The sequence below is a fragment of the Streptomyces sp. NPDC004667 genome (assembly GCF_040609475.1).
In the GTDB taxonomy this organism is placed as follows: Bacteria; Actinomycetota; Actinomycetes; order Streptomycetales; family Streptomycetaceae; genus Streptomyces.
The window spans coordinates 132,685-148,723 of record NZ_JBEXKC010000003.1 but is presented as its reverse complement, the minus strand read 5'-3'; the positions used below and the strand labels follow the sequence as shown (position 1 = coordinate 148,723).

General features: G+C 75.0%; 16 protein-coding genes and 1 pseudogene. 7 read left to right on the top strand and 10 right to left on the bottom strand.

Annotated elements, in window-relative coordinates; all coding sequences use genetic code 11:
* Positions 1 to 433: 433 nt before the first annotated feature.
* Positions 434 to 1,627 (top strand): geranylgeranyl reductase family protein, encoded by a 1,194-nt coding sequence (locus ABZW32_RS02800; protein ID WP_356210460.1) that lies wholly within the window; start codon positions 434 to 436, stop codon positions 1,625 to 1,627.
* A 143-nt stretch (positions 1,628 to 1,770) separates the two neighbouring features.
* Here ABZW32_RS02800 and ABZW32_RS02795 read toward each other — a convergent pair whose 3' ends face one another.
* From ABZW32_RS02795 to ABZW32_RS02780, 4 genes and pseudogenes are all read right to left on the bottom strand, one after another.
* Positions 1,771 to 2,211 (bottom strand): ribosomal protein L7/L12, encoded by a 441-nt coding sequence (locus ABZW32_RS02795; RefSeq protein ID WP_356210275.1) that lies wholly within the window; start codon positions 2,209 to 2,211, stop codon positions 1,771 to 1,773.
* Positions 2,212 to 2,439: 228 nt separating this feature from the next.
* A pseudogene (locus ABZW32_RS02790) lies at positions 2,440 to 2,523 on the bottom strand (IS5/IS1182 family transposase); the annotation flags it as partial.
* Between the two features lie 14 nt (positions 2,524 to 2,537).
* Entirely contained in the window at positions 2,538 to 2,807 is a 270-nt protein-coding gene (locus tag ABZW32_RS02785; protein WP_356210273.1) for a hypothetical protein, read from the bottom strand.
* A 434-nt stretch (positions 2,808 to 3,241) separates the two neighbouring features.
* Positions 3,242 to 3,700: a nitroreductase/quinone reductase family protein gene (locus ABZW32_RS02780; protein ID WP_356210271.1), complete on the bottom strand. Its 459-nt coding sequence runs from the start codon at positions 3,698 to 3,700 to the stop codon at positions 3,242 to 3,244.
* A gap of 149 nt (positions 3,701 to 3,849) precedes the next feature.
* On the opposite strand from ABZW32_RS02780, the gene ABZW32_RS02775 reads away from it, so the two are divergent.
* On the top strand, positions 3,850 to 4,548 hold the full coding sequence (locus tag ABZW32_RS02775) for a TetR/AcrR family transcriptional regulator (protein ID WP_356210268.1): 699 nt from the start codon (positions 3,850 to 3,852) through the stop codon (positions 4,546 to 4,548).
* A 591-nt stretch (positions 4,549 to 5,139) separates the two neighbouring features.
* On the top strand, positions 5,140 to 5,925 hold the full coding sequence (locus ABZW32_RS02770; RefSeq protein ID WP_356210266.1) for a spherulation-specific family 4 protein: 786 nt from the start codon (positions 5,140 to 5,142) through the stop codon (positions 5,923 to 5,925).
* 44 nt (positions 5,926 to 5,969) lie between these two features.
* Here ABZW32_RS02770 and ABZW32_RS02765 read toward each other — a convergent pair whose 3' ends face one another.
* Positions 5,970 to 6,881 (bottom strand): LysR substrate-binding domain-containing protein, encoded by a 912-nt coding sequence (locus tag ABZW32_RS02765; RefSeq protein WP_356210264.1) that lies wholly within the window; start codon positions 6,879 to 6,881, stop codon positions 5,970 to 5,972.
* Between the two features lie 139 nt (positions 6,882 to 7,020).
* Here ABZW32_RS02765 and ABZW32_RS02760 point away from each other — a divergent pair, with 139 nt between their 5' ends.
* A complete protein-coding gene (locus ABZW32_RS02760) occupies positions 7,021 to 8,574 on the top strand; it encodes an AMP-binding protein (RefSeq protein ID WP_356210261.1) in 1,554 nt (517 codons plus the stop codon).
* A 23-nt stretch (positions 8,575 to 8,597) separates the two neighbouring features.
* On the opposite strand, the gene ABZW32_RS02755 is transcribed toward ABZW32_RS02760, so the two are convergent.
* The 3 genes from ABZW32_RS02755 to ABZW32_RS02745 form a co-directional block, all read right to left on the bottom strand.
* On the bottom strand, positions 8,598 to 8,912 hold the full coding sequence (locus tag ABZW32_RS02755; protein WP_356210258.1) for a hypothetical protein: 315 nt from the start codon (positions 8,910 to 8,912) through the stop codon (positions 8,598 to 8,600).
* Positions 8,913 to 8,943: 31 nt separating this feature from the next.
* Positions 8,944 to 10,185 carry a GDSL-type esterase/lipase family protein gene (locus tag ABZW32_RS02750; protein WP_356210255.1) on the bottom strand — a complete coding sequence of 414 codons (1,242 nt, stop codon included), beginning with the start codon at positions 10,183 to 10,185 and terminating at the stop codon, positions 8,944 to 8,946.
* Positions 10,186 to 10,297: 112 nt separating this feature from the next.
* On the bottom strand, positions 10,298 to 11,041 hold the full coding sequence (locus ABZW32_RS02745) for a maleylpyruvate isomerase family mycothiol-dependent enzyme (protein WP_356210253.1): 744 nt from the start codon (positions 11,039 to 11,041) through the stop codon (positions 10,298 to 10,300).
* Positions 11,042 to 11,077: 36 nt separating this feature from the next.
* On the opposite strand from ABZW32_RS02745, the gene ABZW32_RS02740 reads away from it, so the two are divergent.
* A complete protein-coding gene (locus tag ABZW32_RS02740) occupies positions 11,078 to 11,734 on the top strand; it encodes an alpha-ketoglutarate-dependent dioxygenase AlkB (RefSeq protein ID WP_356210250.1) in 657 nt (218 codons plus the stop codon).
* 41 nt (positions 11,735 to 11,775) lie between these two features.
* Positions 11,776 to 13,119 (top strand): ROK family protein, encoded by a 1,344-nt coding sequence (locus ABZW32_RS02735; protein ID WP_356210247.1) that lies wholly within the window; start codon positions 11,776 to 11,778, stop codon positions 13,117 to 13,119.
* Between the two features lie 331 nt (positions 13,120 to 13,450).
* Here ABZW32_RS02735 and ABZW32_RS02730 read toward each other — a convergent pair whose 3' ends face one another.
* Positions 13,451 to 13,996, bottom strand: a complete 546-nt coding sequence (locus ABZW32_RS02730; protein ID WP_356210244.1) for an ATP-binding protein — start codon at positions 13,994 to 13,996, stop codon at positions 13,451 to 13,453.
* 267 nt (positions 13,997 to 14,263) lie between these two features.
* Between ABZW32_RS02730 and ABZW32_RS02725 the strand changes: the two genes are divergently transcribed.
* Positions 14,264 to 15,370, top strand: coding sequence for a PLP-dependent cysteine synthase family protein (locus ABZW32_RS02725; protein ID WP_356210457.1), 1,107 nt, complete (start codon positions 14,264 to 14,266; stop codon positions 15,368 to 15,370).
* A gap of 37 nt (positions 15,371 to 15,407) precedes the next feature.
* Here the strand turns inward: ABZW32_RS02725 and ABZW32_RS02720 are convergent, their stop codons facing one another.
* Positions 15,408 to 15,989, bottom strand: coding sequence for an SRPBCC family protein (locus tag ABZW32_RS02720; RefSeq protein WP_356210242.1), 582 nt, complete (start codon positions 15,987 to 15,989; stop codon positions 15,408 to 15,410).
* Positions 15,990 to 16,039 lie beyond the last annotated feature (50 nt).

Genomic DNA, 16,039 nt, shown 5'->3' with positions numbered 1-16,039 from the left:
GACAGTGCCGATCCTCGCACAGAGGGGCGGGAGGCACTCTCGCCGTAGGATTTCCACGGCATCGGAGCAACCGCGTGATCAGGAGCAGCAGCACATCGTGAGCAGCGACGACGACGTACACGGCGCAGGCGCAGGGCAGGTCGCTCGGGGGGCGGACGCAGGGACGGACGCCGGGGCGGCGACAGGGGCGGTGGCAGGGGCGGACACGGGGGCCCGGAAGGGTCCGGGGGACGGGACGGCAGCGGGTGCGGCCGAGGTGACGGTGGAGGTGGCGTCGGAGACGGTCGCGGCCGCGGCGGCGGACGAGGACGCCGCTCCCGGCGGGGCGGCGGGGGAGGTCCCCGTACCGGTCCACGTGCCGGCTCCCGTGCCGGCCCCCGACGGGCTTCCCGAGACGGCCGCTTCCGAGCCGGCGCCCGGGGGCACCGGCGAGGTGTGGGACGTCGTCGTGGTCGGCGCGGGACCGGCCGGCGCCTCGGCGGCCTACGCGGCGGCCACCGCGGGGCGCCGCGTCCTGCTGCTGGAGAAGGCCGAACTCCCCCGGTACAAGACGTGCGGCGGCGGCATCATCGGCCCCTCGCGCGACGCCCTCCCGCCGGGCTTCGTCCTGCCCTTCAAGGACCGCATCCACGCGGTCACCTTCTCCTACGACGGGAAGCTGGCCCGCACCCGGCGCTCGAAGGGCATGCTCTTCGGGCTCATCAACCGGCCGGAGTTCGACGCGGCGCTGGTCGCGGAGGCCGAGAAGGCCGGGGCGACGCTCCGTACGGGTACGGCCGTGTCCCGCGTCGAGCAGCACGGCGCGGCGGTCCCCGACCGGCGCACGGTGGCCGTGGTCCTCGCCGACGGCGAAACGGTGCTGGCACGGGCCGTGGTCGGCGCGGACGGCAGCGCCAGCCGGATCGGCGCCCACGTGGGGGTCGAGATGGACCAGGTCGACCTCGGCCTGGAGGCGGAGATCCCCGTCCCGCAGACGGTGGCCGACGACTGGAAGGGCCGCGTCCTGATCGACTGGGGCCCGCTGCCCGGCAGTTACGGATGGGTCTTCCCCAAGGGCGACACCCTCACCGTCGGGGTCATCTCGGCGAAGGGCGAGGGCGCCGCGACCAAGCGGTACCTCGACGACTTCATCGCCCGGCTGGGCCTGGCCGGCTTCGAACCGGCCGTCTCCTCCGGGCACCTGACCCGCTGCCGCAAGCCCGGTTCGCCGCTCTCGCGCGGCCGGGTGCTGGTGGCGGGGGACGCGGCGGGACTCCTGGAGCCGTGGACCCGTGAGGGCATCTCCTTCGCGCTGCGCTCGGGGCGGCTCGCGGGGGAGTGGGCCGTCAAGATCTCGGAGGCGCAGGACGCGGTGGACGCGCGGCGCCAGGCGCTCAACTACGCCTTCGCGGTCAAGGCCGGGCTGGGTGTGGAAATGGGCGTCGGCAAGCGGATGCTGAGCCTGTTCGAGTCCCGCCCCGGGATGTTCCACGCGGCGCTCACGGGCCTGCGGCCCGCGTGGCTGGCCTTCGCCCGCATCACGCGGGGGTCGACGACGCTGGCCGACCTGGTGCGTACCTACCCGCTCGCGCGGAAGGCGCTGCACCTGCTGGACGCCCGCCAGGGCCGCCGCACCGGCCGCGGCTGACCCGACGCGGTTCCCTCCGTCCCCGCCAGCCGGCCGGCCGTCTCGCGGGGATCACCTCGCGGCCCGGATGTGCGGGGCCGCGGGGCGGAGGGCCGCCCGGTCGATGGCCGCCCGGCGGCTGGTCGCAGCCGCCGTCGCTCCTGTCACCGTCCTTGTCCGCTGGGAAGCGGGGGAGTCGCCGACCCGTCCGGACGACACGCCTGGAGCGTGTCCCTCAGGTCTGGCTGTGAGTCCGTCAGCAGTGGCCGTACCCAGTCCGTCGCCGGTGGGCAACTCGCTCGACAGGTCTCGGGAGGCCATGGCCCACTACACGGGGCGGGGTCAAGCGGGCCGGCCTCTCGCCCGATGGTGCGGTCGCACCAGTCGCAAAGCAGTGCCGCGTGGGCACCTGCGGCCTCAAGGGCATCGGCCGCGTCCCGGGCGGCTTCGAGCCAGTCGGGTTCTGTGACCGCTACGGGCGCGCTGTCCAGCAGGAGCTTGCTGTTCCAAAGGCTGAGGCCGGTGATCGTTCGGATCGCACGGATCGCCTCTGCCTTCCGGCCTCCCGCCTCTGTGAGCAGAACCCGGAATCCTGGCTCTTGCACACGCCCTCCCCTGCGGCCTCAAGCTGTCCGGCAAGTGAAGCATCCCCGCAGCTGAACGCCATGCGGCGGGCTGTCGCCGGGCCCGGACAAGGATGGCGGCGAGGTGGTGTGCGGCCTGGTGGGCGATGGTGAGCTTGTCCGTCTCCGGCCGAGTCCTGGTCTCCCGGGACCGGTACGGGGAACACGGATGCTCGCCATGACGGTCTGGAAGGCCGGCGTGTCACCCGCCTGGCCTGCGGTGACCCGGAGGGCCAGAGGCTGGGCCAGGCTGTCGCCGGCCAGGTGGACTTTCGTACTCAGGCCGCCGCGGGACCAAGGGACAGGCTCTAGTGGGCCGCGCGGCAGGCTCCGTTCGAGTCGTCCGTGGAGATGCCGGCCGCCTTGAGGCTCGCGACGCAGCTGGTCTGGTTGCCGATGGAGCCCTGGTAGCACGCCTGGGTGGTGTCAGACGTGGTCTGCTTGCCGTGCGACTGGAGGTACTGCTGACAGTCCTGGACGCCGGAGGAGGCGGAGGCGGCCGGGGCCGCGAAGAAGGCGCCGCCGGCGGCGAGGGCCAGACCGGCGAGGATGCTGGGGATACGAGCCGAACGACGCATGCGGATGCACCTGCTCTCTCGGGCGGTCACGCGATCCGAGGGTGCGCCGGACCGCGGGCGGGGGCGGCGCGGAGCGGGCGCTCAGGGGGCGACCGGCTCGGCGCATCGGTCACCCCCGCCCTTCCGACGCTAGAGCACCGCACCGGTGCCCGCACCACGGTGGAACGGTGCCCGGGCCGCCCCTGCCTCCGTCGTTCTCGATGCGGCGCGCGGCCGGTCGGCTTCGCGGGGCGGTGCGCTCGGGGGTGGTGCCGGGTGGGAGGTCTGCGGCCCGGTCGTCGCGTGTCCGTCCGGGGGCGGGCTGCCGGACCGCGTGGGCCGCGTGTCCGGTGGGCGGGATGCCGGGAGCGTCCGGCGGGCCGTGGGTCTGGGGGTCTGGGGGCCGGCGTGTGCCCGCCGTTCGGGTGGGGGCGGGTGGTCGGCCGTCCCCGCGGTCAGTTCGACACCGTGATGCGGAAGACCGGGTGGTCCCCGGCGGCCGCCTGGAGTTCGGCGTCGGAGGACTTGGCGGTGACGCCCTGGAAGAACCGGTTGACCTCCCAGCCCCACTTCTCCAGGTAGGCGCGCAGTACGACCGCCTTCTGCGCCGGGTCCGTGAGTTCCGTGACGGTGAAGGTCCGGATCTTGCGGCCCACGCGCAGCTCGCCGCCGCCCGCCACCCGCATGTTGCGGACCCACTGGGAGTGGCCCCGGGCCGAGACCAGGTACTGGGCGCCGTCGTGGGTGTGGGGGTTGACCGGGATCCGCTGCATCTCGCCGGACTTGCGGCCGCGCACCGAGAGTTCGGCCGTTCCGGCGAGGCTGATGCCGAGCCGGGCGAGCCGGCCGAAGAGGGCGTTGAAGCGGATGCCGAGCGGGCTGGCCTGGACGTAGTAGGGGGTGGGCGCGTTCACGGTGACCTCCGGGGCGGATTGGGAGAGCAGTGCTCTCGCTTGAGACCAGTGTGCACGGATCGCCGCACCAAAACAAGAGCAGTGCTCTCGCAAGTGAGCGCCGCTCCCGTTTTTGTGCAGTGCTCCACATGTATGGCACACTGACCCGCATGAGCACCGTGCGAGGAGCCAGGGAACGGGCCCGCCTTGAGGTCACCGCCGCCATCAAGGACGAGGCGCGCCGCAGACTCGCCGCCGAGGGCGCCGCCAAGCTCTCGCTGCGCGCCGTGGCCCGCGAGCTGGGCATGGTCTCCTCCGCCCTCTACCGCTACTTCCCGAGCCGCGACGACCTGCTGACCGCCCTGATCATCGACGCCTACGACAGCATCGGCGCCGCAGCCGAATCGGCCGGCGCGGCCTCGCTCGCCGCAGGTGCCGCGCCCCGCGCCCGCTGGATCGCCGTCTGTGAAGCGGTGCGCGCCTGGGCGCTCGCGCACCCGCACGAATACGCTTTGATCTACGGCTCCCCGGTCCCCGGCTACAGCGCCCCCGCGGACACCATCGGCCCCGCCTCCCGGGTCGCCAACGTCCTCATCGGCCTCCTCCGTTCCGCCTGCGAGGGCCGCGGCCTGTCCCTGCCGCCGCTTCCCCCCGCCCTGCGCCCCGAAGCGGACCGGATGACCGCCGACTTCGCCGAGGGGCTGCCCCCCGAGGTGACCGCCGCCCTGGTCGCGGCCTGGGCGCAGCTCGTCGGTCTGATCTCCTTCGAGCTGTTCGGCCAGTTCAACCGGGTCGTAGAGGAACGGGACATGTTCTTCGCGCACGCCGTCGGCCGGCTGGCGCACGAGGTGGGACTGCCCGCCGCCTGACCGGGTGCGCGCGTCGGCGGGGCGCCGTCGGGAGGAGCGTTGCCCGGAGGGGCGTCGGCCGGCGGGGCGCGAGCCCAGGCGTCACCGTCGAGGCGCGGGCGCGCCCCCACCGTCAACGCGCGAGCCCAAGTGTCACCGTCGAGGCGCGGGCGGGCCCCCACCGTCGAGGCACCGGTACCCGCCCGGCGCCGGGTTCGGATGGCGAGGTGACGGATCGCTTCTCTGTTCCTCCCGTCAATGTGGGTGGTTCGCCTTTCACCGACTTGCCGCGCGTTTACTGTTCCTCGGGTCGCCCCCTGCCCGCCGGAGGAACAGCCCATGGCCCGCGCCCGCGCCGTGAAGGCCCTGTACGCCGTTCTGGTGACCTTGCTGCTCACCGCCCCGGCACCCGCTCCGCCCGCCTCGGCCGATGCGACCCGTGCGGCCCCCGCCGACCGGGTGGTCCCCGTCGACCGGGGCCCGTCACCGCGGCCCGTGCCCTCCAGACCTGGCGGGGCGAGACCCGATACGGGTTCCGCGCCCGCCCCAGTACCCACCCCCGCGGTCACGCCGATACCCCGCCGTCCCGGCGTCCGAGGCCTGGAGATAGCGGTGCCCGCCTACGTCCGGGCGGACGACCCGGTACTGGACGGCCTCGCCGCCACCGCCCCGGCCCCCTCCGTGGTCGTCCTCAACCCGGGCAACGGGGACGCCCCCTTCGACGCGTCGTGGCAGGCCCGCGCGGACGCCCTGCGCGCCGGGACGACGGCCACGGGCGAGAGGACCAAGGTCCTCGGCTACGTCCACACCGACCACGGCAGCCGGGACCCCGTCGCGGTCAAGGCGTCCGTCGACAACTACCTCAAGCCCTCCGGCAACGGGGACGGGCGCCTCCACGTGGACGGCATCTTCTTCGACGTCGTCAGCCGCGACTGCGGCCCCGGCAACGCCACCCGCGACCGCTACGCCGCCCTGCGCCGCTACGTCCAGGACACGATGCACGCCGCCGACCCGGACGCCGCCGAACTGGTCGTCGACAACCCCGGCACGGCCATTGCCGACTGCTACCTCGAACCCGGCCACCGCACCGCCGACGTCTTCGTCACCTTCGAGGACACGTACGCGGCGTACACCTCGGGCGGCCGGTACGGCGGCAACGTGTTCGACCCGCTCGGAGGCTACCGCTCGGGCGCCGAACTCGACCCGGGCGGGACCGCGTTCTGGCATCTCGTCCACGACGTCCCCGACGCCGCGGCCATGCGCACCACCCTGCGCACCGCCTTCGAACGCGGCGCCGGCTACGCCTACGCCACCAGCGCGGCCATGCCCAACCCCTGGAACGCCGCTCCCGAGTGGGCGTACGGCCTCCAGACCGGTTACGCGGCCACCCTCGGCTGAACCGGCCCGACGGCCCGCCCCGCCCGGCCCGACGGCCCGACGGCCTACGGAGCGCCGGCCCCGCCGGCCCGTGCCGAGGCGTCCCCGAAGTACCCCACCGCGAAGTCCGCGAAGCTCCGGGCGCCCGTGGACGCGTAGGCGCCCCCGGCCCGGACGAGGCGCAGTTCCCGGCGGGCCTCGGGCGAGGCCAGTCGGGCCCAGTCCACGATGTCCCGGGTGCCCGACTCCCGGGCGAGGGCCGGCACCAGTGCCACTCCGAGCCCGGCGGCGACCAGGTCAAGTACCGCCCCCGGTTCGTCACCCTCGCACACGATCGTCGGCCGCACCCCGGCCCGCTCGAACAGCCCGTCGGCCAGCACCCGTTGCCAGTGCCCCCGCCCCGGGGTCACGAACGGCTCCCCGTCCAGCTCCGTCACCGCCACCCGCTCCCGCCCGGCCAGCCGGTGCCCGCGGGGCACCGCGAGCAGTACCTCCTCGGTGAGCAGCACCACCGACTCCAGAGCGGGCCCGGCGAGCGGCTGCGAGGCGAAGCAGAAGTCCGCCTCCCGGGTCCGCAGCAGGCGCGCCATCGTCTCGGCGGACGCCTGCCGCAGCCGGACGTCGACCCCGGGACGGGCCGCGCGGAAACGGGCCAGCAGCCCGGTGAGGGTCAGCAGGGTCTCGCTCGCCACCGTCACGCTGCCGCCCCCGCCATCGCGCGCGGCGTCCGCCAACTCGCGGCGCCCGTCCTCAAGTTCGGTGAGCGCCCGGTCCACCCGCCGCAGGAAGGCCGCGCCGTGCCGGTTGAGCCGGATCCGGCGGCCCCGCCGGTCGAAGAGCGGCACCCCCAGTTCGGCCTCCAGCCGGGCGATCGTCCGGCTCACCGACGGCTGGGCGGTGCGCAGTTCGTCCGCGGCCCGGCTGATGTGCTCGCACCGCGCGACGACCTGGAAGCACCGCAACGACAGCAGGTCCACCGACCGCCCCCTTTCATAACCCTGCGAGCACGTTCTCATGGCGGAACCGGTCTTGGACGACACGATCGAGCGCCTCCTAGCCTCCGAGGAAGACCCCGCCACTCCCACAGGACCCCACGAAGAAAGGGGCAGCACCGTCATGCCCGGATCCCCGCGACCGCCCTACGAGAGTTACGTGGACGCCCTCCTCGCCGTCCTCGCGCGCCCGGAGTCCCCGCCCGCGCGGACCGTGCTCACCACCGCCGACCGGACCGTCGACGCCCGCGCCCTGCACACCGGCATCCACCGGGCCGCAGGGCTGCTGGCGGCCCACGGCGTCACCCGCGCGAGCACGGTCGCCCTGCTCACCGGGAACCACCCCGAGACCCTCATCGCCCGCTACGGAGCCAACCTGCTCGGCGCCAGGGTCGTGCACCTGAGCCCCACCGCGCCGGCCGCGGCGCGGGGCCGGATCCTGGAGGCCACCGGTGCGGTCCTGCTCCTGGTGGACCCCGCCACGCGGGACCTGCCGGCCGGGAGCCCCGAGCCCCTCCGGCTGACCCTGGACCCCGGCCTGTTCACCGAGGACCGGCCCGGCCGGCTCCCGGACCGGCACACCGCAGCGACACCGGCCGCGGTCCGCCCCGAGGACGACTGGTGCCTGCGCTTCACCGGCGGAACCACCGGTCCGCCCAAGCTGGTCCGGCTGGCCCACGGCCCCTACCGGCGGATCCTGGCCGCGCACACCGCCCACCTCCCCTCCGGCACCCCGGCCCGGTTCCTCGCCTGCACGGCCCTCGCGCACGTGGCCGGCATCGTCGCCGACGCCACCCTGCTCGCCGGTGGCTCCGTCGTCCTGCGGGAGGGGTTCGAGCCGGCCGGGGTCCTGGCGGCCGTCGAGCGGTACCGCGTCACCGACCTCTGGCTCCTGCCGCCGCTCCTCCACGAGCTGCTGGACCACCCCGACCTCGCCACCACCGACGTCCGCTCCCTCCGTCGCCTCTTCTACGGGGGCACCCCCGCGTCCGCCGCGCTGCTGCGCCGGGCCGCGGAGGTCTTCGGCCCCGTCCTGCACGGTTCGTACGGGCAGACCGAGACGGGCCCGATCGCGGAGGTCCTCCCGCACGAGCACACCGTCACCGGCCCCGGCGGCCGCATCACCGCCGGCCGGCCGCTGCCCGGCGTCGGCATCGAGATCCGGGATCCGTCGGGCGCCGTCCTCCCTCCCGGGGGTACGGGAGAGGTCCACGTCCGCACACCCACGGCGATGGCCGGGTTCTGGGGGTGCCCCGAACCGGCCGCGGAGGTGGTCCGCGACGGCTGGGCGGCCACCGGGGACCTGGGACTCCTCGACGGCGAGGGCTACCTCCACCTCGTCGACCGGCTGAAGGAGACGGTCATCGTCGTGGGCGCCCATCTCCACCCGGCGGAGGTGGAGGAGGTCCTGCACGCGCACCCGGCCGTCGCCCGCTGCGCGGCCTTCGGGATCCGCGCGGCGGACGGGAAGGAGGAACTCCACGTCGCGGTCGTCCCCACCCCGGGCCGGGCCCCGGACGCCACCCGGCTGCTCACCGATTTCGTGACCGCCCGCCTGGGCGCGGTGTACGAACCGGCCGCGATCCACGTCATGGACCGGCTGCCGCTCACCGAGGCGGGCAAACCGGACAAGACCCGCCTGCGGAGCCGGTACGGGGGAGGGACGGATCCGCTCTGACGACCACCCCACGGGGCGAACCGTCAGGCCGGCCCGGGGGCGCGCCCGGGACGGGGGCCGAGGGGGCGCGGGCGCTTGCGCCGGGAGTACTCCCGGGCCGGCATCAGCCGGCACGCGCCGTCGGCCCGGTCGATGAACACCGGTGCCCCGACGGGCAGCCCGCCGGCCCGGGCGATCGCGAAGACGTACCCGTCGTCGCGGGTCGCCCACTCGTCCCAGGCGAGCGTCCAGCCGTCGTCCGTCCATCCTCGGATCTGAGCGCGCAAGAAGGCGCGCGCGAGCCGCTCGGCCTCTTCCAGCGTCACCTTCCCCACCACGTGGATCCGCCTCGACACCACGTCCGTCACCTTCCTCCCCCCGGCGGCGAGATCATCTGCCGGACGGCCTGCCCTCCCCGGACGGCAGGCCCTCCCCGAACGGCCCGTCCTTCGCGAAGGCCAGCTCGGCGAAGCGCTCCCCGATCCGGCGGTGGCCGGCCGGGTCCGGGTGCAGGCCGTCCGGCAGCGGGAACTCGGCGAAGTCGGCCTCCCCGTAGAGGGAGCGGCCGTCGATGTGGTGGAGGTTCGGGTCGTCGGCGGCGCGCTCGGCGGTGATGCGGGCGAGCTCGCGTCGGACGACCGTGAGCGTGAGCCGCCCGGCGGCGACCTCCGCCGGGTCGCCCAGGGCCCGGAAGCTCAGCTTCCCGTCGTGCAGGTCCGGGGCCAGCGGCCCCGGGGTGTCCTCCTGGACCGGGCACAGGACGGGGGAGACGACCAGCAGCGGAGTGTCCGGGTGCCCCTCGCGGATGGTGTCGAGGAAGCCGTGCACCGCCGGGCCGAAGGCACGCAGCCGCATCAGATCGGTGTTGACGATGTTGATGCCGATCTTCACGCTGATCAGGTCGGCGGGGGTGTCCCGCAGGGCGCGCGCGGTGAACGGGTCGAGCAGGGCGTTGCCGCCCAGCCCCAGGTTGACCAGCTCGACGCCGCCCAGCGAGGCGGCCAGCGCCGGCCAGATCGTCGTGGGTCCCGCCGCGTTGGAGCCGTGGCTGATGGAACTGCCGTGGTGCAGCCACACCCGGCGCCCGTGTTCCCGCGCCGGCTCGACGGGAGCGTCGGTGCGCAGCGCGATCAGCTCGGTGACCTCGTTGTACGGCAGCCAGATCTCGACGTCCTTGAGCCGGGCGGGCAGCCCTTCGAAGCGGACGGTGCCGACCGGGCCGGGCACGAGTTCCGCGGAGCCGGTGGCCATGTCCATCATCAGGACGTTGCCGCCGTTCGCGGTGGCCTGACCGGCCGGGCGGCCGTCCAGGAGCAGGTCGTACAGGCCGTCGGGCCGGGGCGGCACGCCCCGGTAGCCGTTCTTGGTGCGGAGCGCGTCGAGTTCGACGGTGGTGGCCCGCGTGCGGAAGGCCAGCCGGACCCCGGAGGGCTGTGTCTCGACGGTGGCGAGGTAGGCGTCGGGGAACTGCCGGCGGGCCCGCGCCGGCAGCCGGTGCGGCAGCACGCCGCGCGCGGTGCGCTCCACCTCCAGGGCGCCGCGCAGCAGGTCCGCCCCGATCGGTGTGGTGATCCATCCGGCCGCGCCCGCCGTGTGCGGATCGTCGGTCGCGTCGTTGAGCTGGGAGTTCATGCCCACCACCCTGTCAACCGGATTCCCGATCCGCACACCCTTTTCGCGGTGCGCCGCCGTGCCCGTCCGAGGCCGGCCGCGGCCTCCCCTCCCGGGGAGGCCGTTCCGGCCGTCAGATGCGGCCGGTCTCCTGCCAGAGCGCCGCCAGCGAGGCGTCGCCGCTCACCTCCGGGCCGGCCAGCGGGAGCCGGTTCCACAGGGCCGCGTACAGCCAGGACGCCGCGCCGGTCAGCTCGCAGTCCACCGGGTCGCCGGTGTCGCCGCGCACCGTGCGCGCGGGCTCCTTCGACAGGTGCACCGTCCACACCGCGCCGGTGTCCGCCGCCCGGATGCGCAGCACCTTTGGCTCCTCGGTCCGCACCCGGCTGCGCGGCCGCGCGTGGAATCCGGTCAGCAGCTCGTCCACCCCGTCCTCGGCGAACTCCGGGGTGACCGACGAGAAGCCCGGCCCGAGCGCGGACTCGGCGTCGAAGCGGTGCACGGTCGTCTCGTGCGCCTGGCGGCGGGCCCAGAACGCCAGCGACGACGGCGGCGCCGTCGGCAGGAAGGTCCAGCACACCAGCTCCGCCGGGGCATCGGCCAGCGCCCGCACCAGGTCGGCGTGCCCCTCCCGGAACCAGGCGAGCAGCTCGGCCCCGGACAGTTCCGGCGCGTCCGGGAACGGCACCGGATCCACCAGGCCGTCCGCGACGAAGCCCGTCGCCCAGCGGTGCACCGCCCCGGTGTGCCGCAGCAGGTCGCCGACCCGCCACCCCGGACAGGTCGGTACCAGGGCCTCCGTACCGGTCCGTTCGGCGGTGTCGGCCAGCAGTTCGCCCTCCCGGGCGAGGGTTTCCACGTATTCGGTGATCTTCATACCGCGAGTCTGCCAGCGCGCCCTGACAATGGAGGGGTGCTCGGTGAACTGTTCCCGCGCGAGCGGGCCGAGATCGCCCCCGGCGCCGTCCACCTGCCCGACTGGATCGGACCCGGGCGCCAGGGCGAGCTGCTCGCCGCCTGCCGGGAGTGGGCGCGCCCGCCCGCCGGACTGCGCACCGTACGCACCCCCGGCGGCGGGACGATGACCGCCCGGCAGGTGTGCCTGGGGCTGCACTGGTACCCGTACGGATACGCGCGGACGGCCGTCGACGGCGACGGCGCCCCCGTCAAACCGATGCCCGGATGGCTGGCCGCACTGGGACGGGAAGCCGTCCTCGCCGCGTACGGCACGCCGCTGCCGCCCGGGGAGGAGTACGACATCGCGCTGGTCAACTTCTACGCCGGCGACTCCCGGATGGGCATGCACCGGGACGCCGAGGAGCGGTCCGGGGCCCCGGTGGTCTCGCTCAGTCTCGGCGACTCCTGCCTCTTCCGCTTCGGCAACACCGTCTCGCGCGGACGTCCGTTCCGGGACGTCGAGCTGCGCAGCGGTGACCTGTTCGTCTTCGGCGGCCCGAGCCGGCGGGCCTTCCACGGGGTGCCGAAGGTGCTGCCCGGCACCGCGCCGCCCGGCCTGGGGCTGACCGGGAGGCTCAACATCACCCTGCGGGTCGGCGGCCTCGGGTCGTAGCCGGGCGCCCGGCGCCTCCCGATCATGCGAGGATCCATGTCATGAACGGCAACGGGGCCCCGCCGCGGGTGGGGGATGTGTCCACGGCGTCCACGGCGGCCGGCGCCGCGGGGACCTCCGGGACATCGGGGACCTCCGGGACATCGGCGGCCGCCGCGGCCTCGGCGGCTTCGGCCGCCTCCGCGAGGACCAGGCTGGAACGGGGCCGGGGCGCGCTCGGCCCCGCGCTGGAGCTCGTCCACACGGGCCGGGCCCCGACCCGGGCGGTCCTGACGGCCGAGCTCGGCGTCACCCGCGCCACCGCGGGCGCGGTCGCGGCCGAGCTGGAGGCGCTCGGCCTGATCCGCGTCGACTCCCGCCCCGGCGGGGCGGGCGGGGCCCAGGGCCGCCCCTCGCACCGGCTGTCGGTCGACGAGAACGGCCCGGTGGCACTGGCCGCCCAGGTGCACCCGGACGGGTTCCGGGCGGCGCTGGTCGGCCTCGGCGGGCGGATCGTGGCCACCGCGCCCGGCAAGGTCACGGTCTCCGCCGACCCGGCGCAGGTCCTCGGCGCGGTCGTCGACGCGGGCGCCGGGCTGCTCGCCGAGTCCGGGCGGCGCTGCGTCGGCGCCGGCCTGGCCGTGCCCTCCGCGGTCGCCGAGCCCGAGGGCACCGCCCTGAACCCGCTGCACCTGGCCTGGCCGGCCGGTGCTCCGGTACGGGCCATCTTCGCGGAGCGCGTCAAGGCGGCCGGGATCGACGGACCGGCCCTGACCGGCAACGACGTCAACCTCGCCGCGCTCGCCGAGCACCGGCACGGCGCGGGCCGCAGCGCCCAGCACCTGCTCTGCGTGGCCACCGGGCACCGCGGCGTCGGCGGGGCGCTGGTCCTGGACGGCCGGCTGCACAGCGGGAGCGCGGGGCTGGCCCTGGAGGTCGGACACCTCACCGTCAACCCGGAGGGGCGGCCCTGCCACTGCGGCAGCCGGGGCTGCCTGGACGTGGAGGCCGACCCGCTGGCCTTCCTCACCGCCGCGGGCCGCATCCCCGGCCCCGAGGTGTCCCTGCTCCAGCAGGCCCGTGACCTGCTGCGCGCCGAGTACGCGGACCCGGGCGTGCGGGCCGCCGCCGAGGAGCTCATCGACCGGCTCGGGCTCGGGCTCGCGGGGCTGGTCAACATCTTGAACCCGGACCGGATCATCCTCGGCGGACTGCACCGGGAGCTGCTGTACGCCGACCCGGAGCGGCTGCGCGCGGTCGTCGCCGACCGCAGCCTCTGGGGGCGCAGCGGCGGCGTGCCGATCCTGCCGTGCACCCTCGACCACAACAGCCTGGTCGGGGCGGCGGAGCTGGCGTGGCAGCCGGTGCTGGACGACCCGCTGGGGGCCTTGGGCGCGCCCGCCTGAGGCGGCGTCCCGGGCGGGCTCCCGAGGCGGGCTCCGGAGGGGGCGGGCCACGGGTCGGGGTTCTGTGGCGGTGGCGCGGGGCGGTGGCCCGTGGCCGCGCTCTTGCGCCTCCAGGTCCGCCGGATGGATTCGGAGAACGGCCGCGGGGCGGTGACGCGGATCGGTGGCGCGAGTCGCGAGGCGGTGACGCGGATCGGTGGCGCGAGCCGCGAGGCATCGACGCGGGGCCCCGGGCGGCGGCCCGGTGGCGGGCCGGGGCCGGGCCCGGGTGCCCTCGGGGTGCGGCGGGGCGGGCGTCCGGGCCGGGGCCACGGGAGCGCGGCCGGGGGCGTCACCCGGGCCCGGTGCCGACCGGGACCGGTACCGGCACGGCGACCGGGACGGCCTGCGCGTCCACGGCGGTGAGCACCGCCCGCGCGGGTTCCCGTACCGGCTTGTTCACGCCGATACGGACCGTGCCCGTGGGCGCCGCCGGCGCGGGGGCGGCCCGTAGCGAGAACCACACCACCTTGCCGGAGCCGTCCGGCCGGGGCCGGGCCCCCCACGCCTCGCTCACGGCCTCCACGAGCGCGAGCCCGCGCCCGCACGTCTCCAGCTCGTCGGCCGCCCGGACCACGGGCAGCCGCGGATCGCCGTCGGAGACGGAGACGGTCAGCCGCCCGAGGCGCAGTTCGATCTCGACCGTGCAGACCTTGTCGGGCTGCGCATGGCGGTGGACGTTGCTGAGCAGCTCCGTCACGCCGAGCGCAGCCCGGTCTATGAGCGGATCGAGCTGCCAGTGGCGCAGTTGCGCGGAAACGATTCTGCGGACCTGACCGATCCGCGCTGGCAAGGCCTGCAGTTCGACGACGCAGTGCCTGCGGGAATGACTGATCACGGCTGCGACTCCCCGATATCAGTGTTACGGGTGCTGCACCCTCGGTAGCGCACCACCAGGGTCACCCACGGTGGCCTCGGGTGCAACCGAACGCGACCGAAAGCGATCCGCATGGAAACCCAAAGTAACCATTTGTGCAGGTGGGAGGGGTACATTGCGAAAGCAGGGGGCCACGGAACCGACAAAGGAGCAAGGCGCATGAGCACCACCGGTACCACCGGTACGACGGACGCGAGCGTGGCCGCGAACAAGGCCGCGGGCGCGGTCATGACGACGGTCGACGTCGACCGGAGCGACGCGGAGTACCGCGTCTGGCTCAAGGAAGCCGTCCGCAAGGTCCAGGCGGACGCGAACCGCTCCGCCGACACCCACCTGCTGCGCTTCCCCCTCCCCGAGGCGTGGGGCATCGACCTGTACCTCAAGGACGAGTCCACGCACCCGACGGGCTCCCTCAAGCACAGACTCGCCCGCTCCCTGTTCCTGTACGCGCTCTGCAACGGCTGGATCCGCCCCGGCCGCCCGGTCATCGAGGCCTCCAGCGGCTCGACCGCGGTCTCCGAGGCCTACTTCGCCAAGCTGATCGGCGTCCCCTTCGTCGCGGTGATGCCGAAGACCACCAGCCCGGAGAAGTGCCGACTCATCGAATTCCACGGCGGCACCTGCCACTTCGTCGACGACTCGATGAAGATGTACGAGGAGTCGGCCGACCTGGCCGCCCGCACCGGCGGCCACTACATGGACCAGTTCACCTACGCGGAGCGGGCCACCGACTGGCGCGGCAACAACAACATCGCGGAGTCGATGTACCAGCAGCTGCGCCTGGAGCGGTACCCCGAACCGACGTGGATCGTCGCGACGGCCGGCACCGGCGGCACCTCCGCCACCATCGCGCGCTACGTGCACTACATGCAGCACGACACCCGCATCTGCGTCCCCGACCCGGAGAACTCCTGTTTCTTCGACGGCTGGACCCAGGGCGACCCCCACGCGAGCAGCGACTGCGGCTCGCGCATCGAGGGCATCGGGCGGCCGCGGATGGAGCCGAGCTTCGTGCCGGGCGCCATCGACCGCATGATGAAGGTGCCGGACGCGGCGAGCGTCGCCGCCTGCCGCGCCCTGGAACAGGCCATAGGGCGCAAGGCGGGCGGCTCCACCGGCACCGGACTGTGGAGCGCCCTGAAGATCATCTCCGAGATGGTCGCCGAGGGCCGCACGGGCAGCGTCGTCACCCTGCTCTGCGACCCGGGCGACCGCTACCTCGACAAGTACTACTCGGACGAATGGCTGGCCGCGCAGGGCCTCGACATCGCCCCGTACGCCGAGACGATCGAGACGCTCCTGCGGACGGGGGACTGGCGCGAGCCCACCGCCTGAGCGAGCGCGCGGCGAGGGCCCGCCCGGTGGCAGTCCGTCAGCCGCGGGTGCGGGCCGCCAGGCGGGCGTCGAGCGTACGCACCGCCGTGCGGAAGGAGTGGCCGAGGCCCGGGCGGGCGGCGGCCAGCGCCAGCCGGAAGGCGGGCGGGCCGTCGGCGGCGAAGGTCCAGCGGACCAGGGTGCCCGGGGCGGCGGCGCCGGGAGCGGCGGGCGTGCCGGCGGTGCCGGGGGCGGCGGGCGTGCCGGGGGCGGGTGTGCCCGGCGCGGGCGCGGAGCCGGGGGAGCGGTCCTCCGGGGTCAGCAGCCATTCCTCCAGCAGGGCGCGCACGGCGGGCACGTTGGTCTCGTCGACCCGGTAGGCGTAACGCCGCCCGGGATCCGCGGCCATGACCGTCTCCCGGAAGCGGACCCCGCCCATCAGCCGGACCTCGCGGCCCCCGCCGCCCCCCGTGGGCCGGGCCAGCGTCACGGCCCGGAACCAGGACGGCCACCCCGTCACCTCCTCCGCGAGCGCCCGGTACACGGCGTCGGGTGCGGCCGAGGCGCGGGCGGTGAACACCAGGCGCGTCGGAGCGTCTTCGGTGAAACCCAGCCCCACGGGGCGGAGTCGGCGGGTCATGTCGTTACCCCCTGGGCGGTGCGGGGCGCGGGGTGCGCCGCCGCCGCGCC